Genomic DNA, 13,005 nt, shown 5'->3' with positions numbered 1-13,005 from the left:
CTTTCAGATTATCGGCTGCATGCCGCCATCGCCCGCTTCGTCCGCATGGTCACTGGCTGGACAGGCAAGGCCGACACGCCCGCCGATCCGAAATCGGGCCCGGCCCATGCAAACGCCGGTCGTCCGGCGCGCTCATTCGATCAGGTCTCCGCCGTCGTCGAACTTGTGGACCTTGTCCTCGCTGGGTGTCAGCCAGACCTCGTCGCCGTGATGCAGGCCGATCTCTCCGTCGGCGCGCACGGTGACGGTTTCGGCCAGCCCGGTATCCTCGACATAGAAGAAGCTGTCCGATCCCAGATGCTCGCTGACGCCGACCCTTCCCTTCCATGTGCCGCCCTCGGTCGAGATGGCTATATGCTCGGGCCGCACGCCGATCGTCCGGGCACCGTATTCGGCCGCGGCCTCGCCGGTGAAGAGATTCATCTTGGGACTGCCGATGAAGCCGGCGACAAAGACATTCCTGGGACGCATATACAGGTCCAGCGGCGATCCGACCTGTTCGATCCGCCCGGCATGCAGAACGACGATCTTGTCGGCCAGCGTCATCGCCTCGACCTGATCATGGGTCACATAGATCATGGTGGTCCTCAGGCGGGTGTGCAACTCGCTGATCTCGAGGCGCATCCCCACGCGCAGCGCAGCGTCCAGGTTTGACAGCGGTTCGTCGAACAGGAAGGCCGAGGGTTCGCGCACGATGGCGCGGCCGATGGCCACGCGCTGACGCTGGCCACCCGACAGCTGACCCGGGCGTCGGTCCAGGTAGTCGGTCAGGTTCAGGGCATTGGCGGCGGCCGCGATGCGGCGATCCTGTTCGGCCTTGTCCATGCCCGCCATCTTCAGCGGAAAGGCGATGTTCTTCCTGACCGACATATGCGGGTAAAGCGCGTAGGACTGGAACACCATCGCCAGGCCGCGCTTGGCCGGCGACGCTTCGGTGGCGTCGGTTCCGTCGATGAGGATGCGCCCGGCGCTGACATCCTCCAATCCCGCGATCAGCCGCAGCAGGGTGGATTTGCCACAGCCCGACGGGCCCACGAAGACGACGAATTCGCCGTCCTCGATATCCAGGTTCAGGGGCGGGATGACTTCGACATCGCCGAAACGCTTGGTCACGCCTTCAAGAGTAATGCGTCCCATGTCTTCCTCCGGTTACTTCACGGCGCCGAAGGTCAGGCCGCGGACAAGTTGTTTCTGGCTGAACCAGCCAAGGATCAGGATCGGCGCGATCGCCATGGTCGAGGCGGCCGACAGTTTCGCCCAGAACAGACCCTGCGGGCTGCTGAACGACGCGATGAAGGCCGACAGGGGCGCGGCACTGGTGGTGGTCAGCTGGATCGTCCAGAACGCCTCGTTCCAGGCCAGAATGACGTTCAGCAGCATCGTCGAGGCGATGCCCGGAACCGCCATCGGGGTCAGGATATAGAGGATCTCGTCGCGCAGGGACGCGCCGTCCATCCGCGCGGCTTCCAGAATCTCGCCCGGGATCTCGCGGAAATAGGTATAGAGCATCCAGACCACGATCGGCAGGTTGATCAGCATCAGCAGGACGGTCAGCCCGATCCGTGTATCCATCAGCCCGAAGCGCAGGAAGATCAGGTAGATCGGCACCAGCACCGCGACCGCGGGCATCATCTTGGTGCTGAGCATCCACATCAGGATGTTCTTCGTGTGCCGGGTCGGTGAGAACGCCATCGCCCAGGCGGCCGGAATGGCCACGATCAGCGCCAGCAGGGTCGATCCGACGGCCAGGATGACCGAGTTCATGAAGGGGCGGAAGTAATTGTTCTGGGTCTGGACCGTCTGATAGCTTTCCAGCGTGAGGCTGGGGATCAGGTCGAAGCCTGCGATGGCCTCCTGCTCGGACTTGAAGCTGGTGATGATGGTGTAGAGGATCGGAAAGAAGATCACCAGGGCCACCGCCCAGGCGACGATCGTCCATCCGATCCTGGTGTTTCGGGTTACTGCGCGTGCCATGATGTTCCCTCAATCCAGGTTCTTGCCGACGGCGCGCATCAGGAAGATGGCGACGATATTGGCCAGGACGACGGCGATGACCCCGCCGGCGGCTGCCCCGCCGATATCGAAGTTCAGTCGCGCGGCGCGATAGATCAGATAGGTCAGGTTGGTCGAGGCCGTGCCCGGACCGCCATTGGTGGTCACCAGGATCTCGGCATAGATGCTGAGCAGGAAGATCGTCTGGATCAGGATCACGACGGTAATCGCGCGCGCCATGTGCGGCAGCACAAGATGGATGAAGCGGCTATAGGCCGGGGCGCCATCCATTTCGGCGGCCTCCATCTGTTCGCCATCCAGCGATTGCAGCGAGGTCAGCAGGATCAGCGTCGCGAAGGGCAGCCACTGCCAGGCGACGATGATGATGATCGAGAACAGCGGATATTGTGCGAACCAGTCCACCGGCGACGTGCCGAAGAACTTGGCGATGTCGGCGAACACGCCATAGCTGGGATGCATGATCATGTTCTTCCAGATGAGCGCCGCGACCGGCGGCATCACGAAGAAGGGCGAGATGACCAGGATCCGCACCAGTCCCTGTCCGAAGATCGGCTTGTCGATCAGGATCGCGATCGCGATGCCGCCGCAGACGGTGATCAGCAGCACGCCCACAACCAGCACCAGCGTGTTCCACAGCGAGTCGAGGAAGGCCGGATCGGTGTAGAAATACTGATAGTTGAACCAGCCGGCCCAGCTTGTGACGGCGGGGTTGAGCAGGTTGTAGTTCAGAAACGAGTAATAGAGCGTCATCCCCAGCGGCACGACCATCCAGATCAGCAGCAGGATGATCGCGGGCGCACGCATGAGCCGGGCAAGGCTTGCGGTCTGGCGAGTGGCCATGATGTGTTCCTTCTGCGGCGGCGCGCGGACGCGCGCACGGTCCCGGTGTCGACATCGCGCCGCCCGGGGTCGTCGCCGGGCAGCGCGAAGCTGGCCGCCTACTGGATGTAGCCGGACCGGGTCATCTCGCGGGTGGTGGTGGACTGAGCCGCCGCCAGCGCGTCATCCGCCGACATCTGCCCCGCCAGTGCCGCCGAGAATTGCTGGCCCACCGCCGTGCCGATTCCCTGAAACTCGGGGATCGCCACGAACTGTCCGCCGGTGTAGGGAATGTCCTGCACCGAGCCTTTCTGCGGGTTGGCCGCGTTCATCGCCGAAAGGGTCATTTCGGCGAACGGGGCCTCGGCCAGATAGTCGGCATTCTCGTAGAGCGAGGTGCGCGTGCCCGGAGGCGCGGCGCGCCAGCCTTCCTTGCCGGCCACCAGCTCGGTATAGCCTTTCGAGGTCGCCCAGGCGATGAACTGCTTGGCGGCATCCTGCTTTTGCGACGAGGCCGGGATGGCCAGGCTCCATGCCCACAGCCAGTTGCCGTGATTGTCCACGCCTTCGCGGTTGGGGAACTTTGCGAACCCTACGCTGTCGGCCACGGTCGAGTTCTCGGGGTCCGTCACGAAGCCGGCGGCCACGGTGGCGTCGATCCACATGCCGCATTTGCCCTGCTGGAACAGCGACAGGTTTTCGTTGAAGCCGTTCGACGAGGCGCCCGGAGGCCCGTAATTGGTCATCAGCTCAAGATAGTCGGCCAGCGTCGCCTTCCATTCCTCGCTGTCGAATTGCGGGTTCCAGTCCATGTCGAACCAGCGCGCGCCATAGCTGTTCGCCATGGCGGTGATGAAGCCCATGTTCTCGCCCCAGCCCGGCTTGCCGCGCAGGCAGATCCCGTAAACCTCGTTTTCCTTGTCGGTCATCGCCTCTGCGGCGCCCTTGATGTCGGTCCAGGTCGGGCTGTCGGGCATCGTGACACCGGCCGCCTCGGCCAGATCGGTGCGGTACATCACCATCGCCGACTCGCCATAGAAGGGCGCCGCATACAGCGTGCCGTCCACCGACAGCGCCTCGCGGACGGCCGGCAGCAGGTCATCGACGTCGTAATCCTCGGGCAGGTCGTCCAGCGCAACCAGCCAGCCCTGCTCGGCCCAGATCGGGACCTCGTAGGTGCCGATGGTCAGCACGTCATACTGACCGCCCTGCGTGGCGATGTCGGTGGTCACGCGCTCGCGCAGGATGTTCTCCTCCAGCGTGACCCATTCGACGCTGACATTGGGATGGCTGCTGGAGAAATCGTCGGTCATGCCCTGCATCCGGATCATGTCGCCGTTGTTCACCGTCGCGACGGTCAGCGTCACGTTGTCCTGTGCGGTGGCGATGCCAGCGGTCGCGCAAAGCGCCGTCGCGCCCATCAGAGCGCGGATCGTCTTGTTCATGGTTTCCTCCCTTGACGGCTCGGGCAATTGCCATGCCGATGGGCAAATACTCACAATTTTAACCGATTCTGTCAATCGCCAAACGTCACCGCCCGGCCGCACCCGGCCCGGGACGTCGGAAGGGATCTGATTTCAACAGGGTTCGCACATCTTTCCCAGCCAGATCACAGCAAGAGGCGCTCTGCCGTCGCTTCCGAGGTGATGAGTCCGTTCACAAGCTTGCCGATCAGCGCCGCCCGGATGGCCGGCAACTTTGCCTCGCCGCTGGCCACCGCGATCACCGGCAGCGCGACCGCGTGTGGCAGCGGGGCAGAGGCGACGCGGGCATTCAGGTCACAGTCTATCACGCGGCCATCCCGGTCATAGACCCAGCTGGTGATTTCGCCCACGGCGCCCGCCTCGGCCAGCCGGTCCATCTCTGCCGCGCTGACGAAGCCGTCGACGAACAGCGGCGCGCCGCGGTCCATCTGGCCGATGCCGACCAGCGAAAGATCCGCCCGCCGGCACAGGGCGATGGTGTTCTGCACCGCCTCCTGGCTCTGCATCGCGGCCAGTTCTGACGGGCTGCGGGCAAGCACCGGCAGGGGGTAGGGATAATGCGGCGCGTCGATCCGCTCGGCCAGCCGGATGGTGGCATTGTAGGGCGAGGCCGAACCGTCCTGCATCATGTTTCCAAGACGCGAGACGACGATATGCTGGGGGCAGGACATGCGCGGCAGCTGTTCGACCGTCGCTTTGAGGGCCCGCCCCGTGCCGAGGCTGACGATCTTCTGCTCCGGCGATTTCAGGGTCTTTTCAAGCTCGGCCGCCGCCGCGATGGCAATGCCGGTCAGCAGGTCCGGTGCGTCGGGATCCGACGGAACGACATCGCAATGCCTCAGTTCGAAGCGATCGGAAAGCGCGCGACCCAGATCCATGCAGCGGGCGATCGGATGATCCATGCGAACCTTGATCAGCCGTTCGCTGACGGCCATCGCCACCAGTCGCTGTGCCGACTGGCGGCTGACCCCCAGCTTCCGCGCGATTTCGTCCTGGGTGTTGCCGGCGACATAGTAAAGCCAGCCGGCACGGGCCGCGTCGTCCAGCCGCGTGGCCTCGGGCGTAAGACGTCCTGCGTTCACCGTAAGGTCGCTCCTTGCTCGATGTCCTTCAAGAGTTGCGGGAATTCCGCCCAGTTGTCAAAGCACGGCACCTGGGGATCGCCGGCGGGCAGGTGACGCAAATGGGCGCCGCCGCGGTAGTGCAGGACCCGCATCCCCGCCGCCAGCCCGGCCATGATGCCGGGCGGGCTGTCCTCGATCACCAGCGCATGATCCGGCAGGACGCCCATCTCCTGCGCCGCGAACAGGAAAAGATCAGGCGCAGGCTTGCCGTGCGCGACCTGGCTTGCGGTAAAGACATTCGCGCCAAAGCGACGCTCAAGCCCCAGCAGGTTCAGCGTGCGCGCAACCCTGGGAGGGCTGGACGAGGTCGCGACGCAGGCAGGCAGGCGCAGCTGCCGAAGCATCGGCAGAAGTCCGGGCGTCGGACGCAGCTCGGTCTGAAAGCGTTGCAGCAGGCGGCGGCGATAGGCGGCTTCGAAATCCTCGGGCAGCGGACAACCGAAGCGGTCGCGAATCAGCCTGGCCACGGTCGGAAAGCTGCGTCCCAGGAACTCGTTTCGGACATCGTCGATGCTCAGCGCGATCTGCAATGCCCCCAGCTGGTCGATCAGCACCTCGGCCGACAGGATCTCGCTGTCCGCAAGCACGCCGTCGCAGTCGAAAATGATCAGTCCCGGCACCAAACCCGTTCCAGCCCCCCCCCCCATGCCATCGGCAGCATAGCGGCGGTTCGGATTGCCGCAACGGGGTGATCAGCCGTGACCGGGCGTTTCGATCCGATCGGCCGCCGCGACCAGCAGCCGCGCAAGCCCGGCGAAATAGGCCAGCGCCCCCATCACCCACAGCGGAATCCGCAACGCCATCTCCACCACCGCGTTGATGAATTGCGGCGCGGAAGCCGTCCACAGATAGCGGTAATCCGTGTTGGAGCCCTGATATTGCAGACCAATGACCGCACCGATCTCGTTGCCATGCGGGTTTCTGGGCTGAAGATGGCCAACGAAACCATGCCAGGCGATGATGCCAAGCCCCAGCATCATCCAGCAAAGCGCGATCAGCATCCGGTGCCGGCCTGCCCGTGACGCCAGCCCCGAAGCGGTTTCGCCTGGCCCCGTCCGCAGCAAGCGCGGCATGATTGTCGCCAGCAGGCCGATATTTCCGGACAGCCAATAGGCACCAAGCGCGCCGCGCCAGCCGAACCCCGCCAGCAGGGCCGCGGACGAGCCAAGCAAGCCGAACACCACCGCGACAATCAGAGCGGGAATCAGCAACATGGCGATCTCCGCCTCTTGCGGCACGGCGCAGCATTCCGACCCAGGACAGTTTTGTCCGCAGGAACAATTCGTTGCCAATTTTTCATGTAGTGACACTGAAATATCTTTTGCATGGGTCCGGAGAGAATGCGCGCGCAGAAAACCGATCTGTGATGCAGTCTGCCCCAAGAGCGGCACTCAAGCCAGCTTTTGTGGACGATCCGACCCGAATTACGCCGCGACGATGCAGGAAAAAGACACGGCTTCGGGATGCCGTGCCGCGATCGTGGCGGAAACCGCCGGAACGTTGTGGGGCCAGACCCGTCAGGGGGCGCCGCATGCAGGTCCGAACGATAAGGGGGTGGTAGGCCCGGAGGGACTTGAACCCCCAACCAAGGCGTTATGAGCGCCCTGCTCTGACCAATTGAGCTACAGGCCCATGCAGCCTGATCTGCGTAATCGGGCCGGCGCGCGTGGTCAAGCGTGACATCGTCGCCGGGCTTGCCGGGTCAGGCATCGGCCGCCTTGGCCGTTGCCCCGCAACGCGGCTTCGGCTATCGGGGGCGCGACAAGACAGACGGGGGCCGCAATGACCAGAGACGGGATTAGCTATCGCGACGCAGGCGTCGATATCGATGCGGGCAACGCACTTGTCGAGCGTATCAAGCCGGCCGCTGCGACGACGACGCGCCCCGGCGTGATGGATGCCATCGGCGGGTTCGGCGCGTTGTTCGACCCGAAGGCCGCCGGCTACGACGATCCGGTGCTGGTCGCCGCGACCGATGGCGTCGGCACCAAGCTGCGCATCGCCATCGACACGGGTCATCTGGACGGTATCGGCCAGGACCTGGTCGCGATGTGCGTCAATGACCTGGTCTGCCAGGGCGCCGAGCCGCTGTTCTTCCTCGATTATTTCGCCACCGGAAAATTGTCGGTCGAAGAGGGCGCGCGGGTCATCGAGGGCATCGCGCGCGGCTGCAAGGCCGCAGGCTGCGCGCTGATCGGCGGCGAAACGGCCGAGATGCCGGGCATGTATCACGATGGCGATTTCGATCTGGCGGGCTTTGCCGTTGGCGCCATGCAGCGCGGGACCGCGCTGCCCCGGGACGTGTGCGACGGTGACGTGTTGCTGGGGCTGGCTTCGGACGGGGTGCATTCCAACGGCTATTCGCTGGTCCGCAAGGTGGCCGAGCGCGCCGGCCTTGGCTGGTCCGATCCGGCGCCCTTCGCCGAGGGAACGCTGGGGCGGGCGCTGCTGACGCCCACCCGGCTTTACGTCAGGCCCGCGCTTGCGGCGATCCGCGCCGGCGGCGTCCACGCGCTGGCCCACATCACCGGCGGCGGGATCACCGAGAACCTGCCGCGCGTCCTGCCAGGGGACCTCGGCGCCGAGATCGATCTGGGCGCATGGCGCTTGCCTGGGGTCTTTCGCTGGCTGTCGCAGGCAGGCGGGACCGACGAGGCCGAGATGCTGAAGACCTTCAACAGCGGTATCGGCCTGATCCTGTCCGTGGCCGCGGACCGTGCCGAGGCGATCGCCGCATTGCTGTCAGAGGCCGGAGAGACCGTGCACCGCATGGGCCATGTCCGCGCCGGGGCAGGGGTGCGCTACAGCGGAAGGCTTGCGTGATCCGCGTCGCCATCCTGATCTCCGGCAGCGGTTCGAACATGCTGCGACTGGTCGAGGACATGACAGGCGATCATCCGGCGCGGCCGGTGCTGGTCGCCTCGAACGAGCCTGCCGCGGGCGGGCTTGCAAAGGCGGCCGCCCTGGGTATCGCGACCCTGGCCGTCGATCACCGCGACTTTCCGCGCGACAGGCCGGGTTTTGAAGCCGCGTTGCTCAGGCCGCTGCTGGACACGCGGCCCGACATCATCTGCCTCGCCGGGTTCATGCGCATCCTGACGCCAGGCTTCGTCGACCGGTTTGCCGGGCGGATGCTGAACATCCACCCATCGCTGCTGCCGAAATATCCCGGCCTTGACACCCATGCCCGGGCCATCGCCGCGGGCGATACCGAGGCTGGCGCGACAGTCCACCTGGTCACATCCGAACTGGATTCGGGGCCGATTCTGGGTCAGGCGCGGGTGCCGGTGCTGAAGGACGACACGCCGCAATCGTTGGCTGCGCGGGTGCTGACGCAGGAGCACCGGCTTTACCCCGCCGTGCTTCGGCGTTTTTCAGCGGGCGACAAGACGCCGGTCATGCTGGGATCCGAGGGGCTGGTGCGCGGATCGTGATGGCGGGGGCCCACGGCCCAGCGTGCGGCAAGCCGTTGCTGGCTGACAGATCAGGCAGGTGTCACGCCCACAGCGCCGAAAGCGCCTCGGTCGGCTGCTGTTCCGACCAGATCTCGGGCCCGATCGCGATGAAGTCGCAGGCCGGCGAAAGCTGCTCGATCAGCGCGCGCGTGATCGCGCCCTCGGCGACGACCGGGATCTCGATCAGCTCGGACCACCACTGGAACAGCTCCAGCGGGGCCGGCTCGCCGCGCCCCAGGGCACTGTCCCCGACCGGGCCGAAACTGACGTAATCGGCACCCGCCTCGCCGGCGCTCAGGCCCTCGTGGCGCGACGCGCCGCAGAAGGCTCCCACGATCGCGTCGGCCCCCAGCTCCTTGCGGGCCAGTCGCACGCCCCGCGCGCCATCGGTCAGGTGAACGCCGTCCAGGCCGTGCCGCTGCGCCAGCCTGACATGATCGTCGATGACCACCGCCACGTCTCGGGCATGGGCGATTTCGCGCGCCAGATCGGCCAGCCGGCCCAGCTCATCCTCTTCGGCGCCGCCGCGAATGCGCAGGCAGGCTGGCGAGAATCGGTCCATGACCTCGGTCAGCAAGGGTCCCAGGGCCGAAGCCTGCGCGCCGGCCGGCGTCATCAGATACAGTTGCGGGGCGTCCGTCATTGGCGTCTCCATCTTTGACACGCAGATAGCGCAGCTTGCCGCCCGCTGCCAGACGGACTATGCGGCGGGCATGCAAGACAGTCGCCAACCCGTCGTGATCCTTGTCCGCCCGCAGATGGGCGAGAATATCGGTGCGGCCGCCCGCGCCATGCTGAATTTCGGCCTGATCCGGATGCGGCTGGTCGCGCCGCGCGATGGCTGGCCCAATCCGAAGGCGGTCGCGATGGCTTCGGGTGCCGCCGGCGCGGTGCTGGACCAGGCGCGCGTCTATCCCACGCTGGCCGAGGCCATGGAGGGCATCGACTTCGCCTTCGCCACCACCGCGCGCGGGCGCGAATTGTCGAAGCCGGTCCACACCCCGCAGACCGCGATGGAAAAGGCGCGCAGCCATGACGGGCAGAGCGCGATCATCTTCGGCCCCGAACGCGCCGGGCTGGAAAACGATGACGTGGCCCGCGCCAATGCCATCGTGACCGTTCCGGTGAACCCGGACTTCCCCTCGCTCAACCTGGCCCAGGCCGTCTTGCTGATGGGCTATGAGTGGGGCCGCGACCAATTGCCGCCCGAACCCGCGCCGCATGGCCGCCGCCCGGTCTCCGAGCTGCTGGCCGACCGTGTGGAAGTCGAGCGCCTTGGCGACCATTACGAGGAAAAGCTGACCGAGGCCGGGTTTTTCTTCCCTGAAAACAAGGCCCACAACATGCGCCTGAACCTGCGCAACATGTGGTCGCGGCTGACCCTGACACGCGGCGATGTCCGCATCCTGCACGGCATGCTGCGGCAATTGACCCGCCGATAAGCCCGACCTAACCTCCGCTCGACCAAAATGGAGCCGAAAATGGCCAAGCGCCCCGTATTCGAGGAAGTCTCGGACCAGACTGCCCGCCGCGCGCCCCCGCGGACCGGCATGATCGACGCCGCCCCGCGGGGCGCGCGGCGGGCGATCCGCATCTGGCTGATGATCCTGTTTGCGATGGTCGCCGCGATGATCGCCCTGGGCGGGGCGACAAGGCTGACCGGGTCCGGCCTGTCGATCACCGAATGGGCACCGGTGACGGGTACGATCCCGCCGATGACCGAGGCCGAGTGGCAAGCCGAGTTCGAGGCCTATCGGCAGATCCCGCAATATTCGCAAGTCAATGCCGACATGGATATGGCCGGTTTCAAGTGGATCTACTGGTGGGAATGGTCGCATCGCCTGCTGGGCCGTCTGGTCGGGCTGGTCTGGGCGGCGGGCTTTCTGACCCTGCTGGCCACGAGACGGATCCCGACAGGCTGGACCCCCCGGTTGCTGGGACTTGGCGCGCTTGGCGGTCTGCAGGGCGCGATCGGCTGGTGGATGGTCAGTTCCGGGCTGGTCGAGGGGATGACGCGCGTGGCGTCCTATCGTCTTGCCACGCATCTCGGCATCGCCTTCCTGATCCTTGGCTTGATCGCGTGGTATGTGCTGCTTCTTGGCCGGTCCGAAGCCGATCTGCTGCGCGCCCGACGCGCCGGAGAGCCGAAGCTGTTCTCGATGACCACCGGGCTGATGCATCTGGCCTTTGTCCAGATCCTGATCGGCGCGCTGGTCGCGGGCATCGACGCGGGCCGGCAATATACCGGCTGGCCGACCATGGGCGGCGAATGGATTCCGGCTTCGATCTGGACGGCCGAGCTTGGCTGGCGCAATCTGTTCGAGAACCCGGCGCTGGTGCAGTTCATGCATCGCATGGCGGGCTATCTGCTGGCGATCTTCGCGGTGGTCGTCTGGTTGCGCGCCCGCAGATCGCCGCATCCCGTGACACGCGGCGCCCATGCTGCCATGATCGTCATAGTCGCGGTGCAGATCGGACTTGGCATCATGAACGTCGTGTACGCCTCGCCGCTGGCACTGGCGCTGGCCCATCAGCTTGGCGCGGTCGCGCTGTTCACGCTGATTATCCGGGCACGCGCCCACGCTCGCTACCCACATGAAACCTCGGTCAGGGGGACCATCCGATGAGCGCTTTCGACGACCTGCTTGCGTTCCAGCGCCAGACCGAGGCGCTGTCCTCGGTCGCCGAACGGCTTGGCTGGGACCAGGAAACCGTAATGCCGCGCGGCGCGACCGAACAGCGATCCGAAGAGATCGCGGCGATGGAAGAGGTGCTGCACGAACGGCGGACCGATCCGCGCCTGGGCGAATGGCTGGCCGCCGCCGAGCCGCGGACCGAGGTCGAGACGCGAATCGTCGAACTGATCAACCGCGATTTCACCCGCGCCAGCCGCATTCCCGCGCGGCTTGCCACCGAACTGGCCCGGACCACTTCGCTGGCGCAAGGCATCTGGGCCGACGCGCGCGCGAATGAATCGCCTCTGGATTTCCTGCCCACCCTGGACCAGGTCCTGATGCTCAAGCGCGAACAGGCCGCCGCGCTGGCGGATGGCGGCGACCTGTATGACGCGTTGCTTCAGGAGTTCGAGCCAGACACAACCGCCGCCGAGATCGCGGCGGTCTTCGACGCCATGCGCCCGCGCCTCGTCACGCTGCGCGAGGACGTGCTGGGCGCCGACAGTCAGCCACAGGCGCTGACCGGCCATTTCCCGCAGGAAACGCAGCTGCGACTGGCACGCAGCTGCGCCACCTCCTTCGGCTATGACTGGTCGCGCGGCCGGATGGACACGGCCGTCCATCCGTTCAGCAGTGGCCGCTGGCAGGACAGCCGGATCACCACCCGCGTGGTCGAGCCCGAGCCCTTCAACTGCCTCTACTCGACCATCCACGAGGTCGGCCATTCCAGCTATGAGCTGGGCATCGATCCGGACTATGCCTTCACTCCGCTGGGGCGCGGCGGGTCGATGAGTCTTCACGAAAGCCAGAGCCGTATCTACGAAAACCAGATGGGCCGGGGCAGGGCGTTCACCGGATGGTTGTTCGACCGCATGTCGGACGCGTTCGACGGGCTGAACATCGCCGACCCCGACGCGTTCTACGCCACCGTGAACCGCGTGACCCCGGGCTGCGTCCGCACCGAGTCCGACGAGGTGCAATACAACCTTCACATCATGCTGCGTTTTGATCTGGAACGCGACCTGATCTCTGGCCGGCTGGACTGCGAGGATCTGGTCGAAGCGTGGAATGCGCGTTTCCTCAAGGATTTCGGCATCGCGGTGGATCGCCCGGCGAATGGCGTGCTGCAGGATGTCCACTGGGCGGTGGGGCTGTTCGGCTATTTCCCGACCTATGCCCTGGGCAATGTCTATGCCGGCTGCCTGAACGCGGCGATGCGCAAGGCGGTGCCCGACCTGGACGACGCCCTCGCGCAGGGGGATGCCGGACCCGGCGTCGAATGGCTGCGCGAGAACGTGCAGCGGCATGGCGGGCTGAGGCCGCCGAACCGGCTGATCGAAGAGGCGACCGGCGCGCCGGTCAGCCCCGCCCCGCTTCTGGATTATCTCGAGGACAAGTTCGGGCGCCTCTACAGCCTCTGATCCCGCCGGCCCCG

Annotated in this window: 13 protein-coding genes and 1 tRNA gene; 5 read left to right on the top strand and 9 right to left on the bottom strand. The window is 65.8% G+C overall.

Going from position 1 to position 13,005, the window contains the following annotated elements; translation table 11 throughout:
* Positions 1–132: 132 nt before the first annotated feature.
* The 8 genes from L1965_RS12695 to L1965_RS12660 all read right to left on the bottom strand — a co-directional run bounded on the left by L1965_RS12695 (position 133) and on the right by L1965_RS12660 (position 7,072).
* Entirely contained in the window at positions 133–1,137 is a 1,005-nt protein-coding gene (locus tag L1965_RS12695; protein WP_235756818.1) for an ABC transporter ATP-binding protein, read from the bottom strand.
* A gap of 12 nt (positions 1,138–1,149) precedes the next feature.
* A complete protein-coding gene (locus tag L1965_RS12690) occupies positions 1,150–1,974 on the bottom strand; it encodes a carbohydrate ABC transporter permease (protein WP_235756817.1) in 825 nt (274 codons plus the stop codon).
* Positions 1,975–1,983: 9 nt separating this feature from the next.
* Positions 1,984–2,853 (bottom strand): carbohydrate ABC transporter permease, encoded by an 870-nt coding sequence (locus L1965_RS12685; protein WP_235756816.1) that lies wholly within the window; start codon positions 2,851–2,853, stop codon positions 1,984–1,986.
* A 98-nt stretch (positions 2,854–2,951) separates the two neighbouring features.
* Positions 2,952–4,277: an ABC transporter substrate-binding protein gene (locus tag L1965_RS12680; RefSeq protein ID WP_235756815.1), complete on the bottom strand. Its 1,326-nt coding sequence runs from the start codon at positions 4,275–4,277 to the stop codon at positions 2,952–2,954.
* A 164-nt stretch (positions 4,278–4,441) separates the two neighbouring features.
* On the bottom strand, positions 4,442–5,398 hold the full coding sequence (locus L1965_RS12675; RefSeq protein ID WP_235756814.1) for a sugar-binding transcriptional regulator: 957 nt from the start codon (positions 5,396–5,398) through the stop codon (positions 4,442–4,444).
* On the bottom strand, positions 5,395–6,060 hold the full coding sequence (locus tag L1965_RS12670) for an HAD family hydrolase (RefSeq protein WP_235756813.1): 666 nt from the start codon (positions 6,058–6,060) through the stop codon (positions 5,395–5,397). Before L1965_RS12670 ends, L1965_RS12675 begins: the two co-directional genes overlap by 4 nt.
* A 72-nt stretch (positions 6,061–6,132) precedes the next feature.
* The gene (locus tag L1965_RS12665) at positions 6,133–6,654 is read right to left on the bottom strand and encodes a hypothetical protein (protein ID WP_235756812.1); all 522 of its coding nucleotides are present in this window, start codon (positions 6,652–6,654) and stop codon (positions 6,133–6,135) included.
* A gap of 341 nt (positions 6,655–6,995) precedes the next feature.
* Positions 6,996–7,072, bottom strand: a tRNA-Ile gene (locus tag L1965_RS12660).
* Between the two features lie 150 nt (positions 7,073–7,222).
* Between L1965_RS12660 and purM the strand changes: the two genes are divergently transcribed.
* A complete protein-coding gene (gene purM, locus L1965_RS12655) occupies positions 7,223–8,263 on the top strand; it encodes a phosphoribosylformylglycinamidine cyclo-ligase (RefSeq protein WP_235756811.1) in 1,041 nt (346 codons plus the stop codon).
* A complete protein-coding gene (gene purN, locus L1965_RS12650) occupies positions 8,260–8,874 on the top strand; it encodes a phosphoribosylglycinamide formyltransferase (protein WP_235756810.1) in 615 nt (204 codons plus the stop codon). The genes purM and purN overlap by 4 nt, the downstream gene beginning before the upstream one ends.
* Before the next feature lie 61 nt (positions 8,875–8,935).
* On the opposite strand, the gene L1965_RS12645 is transcribed toward purN, so the two are convergent.
* The gene (locus L1965_RS12645; protein ID WP_235756809.1) at positions 8,936–9,538 is read right to left on the bottom strand and encodes a thiamine phosphate synthase; all 603 of its coding nucleotides are present in this window, start codon (positions 9,536–9,538) and stop codon (positions 8,936–8,938) included.
* Between the two features lie 70 nt (positions 9,539–9,608).
* Between L1965_RS12645 and L1965_RS12640 the strand changes: the two genes are divergently transcribed.
* From L1965_RS12640 to L1965_RS12630, 3 genes are read left to right on the top strand one after another with little or no spacing between them, the layout of a single operon-like run.
* Entirely contained in the window at positions 9,609–10,337 is a 729-nt protein-coding gene (locus L1965_RS12640; protein ID WP_235756808.1) for an RNA methyltransferase, read from the top strand.
* A 39-nt stretch (positions 10,338–10,376) separates the two neighbouring features.
* The gene (gene ctaA, locus L1965_RS12635) at positions 10,377–11,522 is read left to right on the top strand and encodes a heme A synthase (protein ID WP_235756807.1); all 1,146 of its coding nucleotides are present in this window, start codon (positions 10,377–10,379) and stop codon (positions 11,520–11,522) included.
* Positions 11,519–12,991 carry a carboxypeptidase M32 gene (locus L1965_RS12630; protein ID WP_235756806.1) on the top strand — a complete coding sequence of 491 codons (1,473 nt, stop codon included), beginning with the start codon at positions 11,519–11,521 and terminating at the stop codon, positions 12,989–12,991. Before ctaA ends, L1965_RS12630 begins: the two co-directional genes overlap by 4 nt.
* Positions 12,992–13,005 lie beyond the last annotated feature (14 nt).

It is taken from the genome of Paracoccus salsus (assembly GCF_021556615.1).
Lineage (GTDB): Bacteria > Pseudomonadota > Alphaproteobacteria > Rhodobacterales > Rhodobacteraceae > Paracoccus > Paracoccus salsus.
This window is presented reverse-complemented; position numbering and strand designations above follow the sequence as displayed.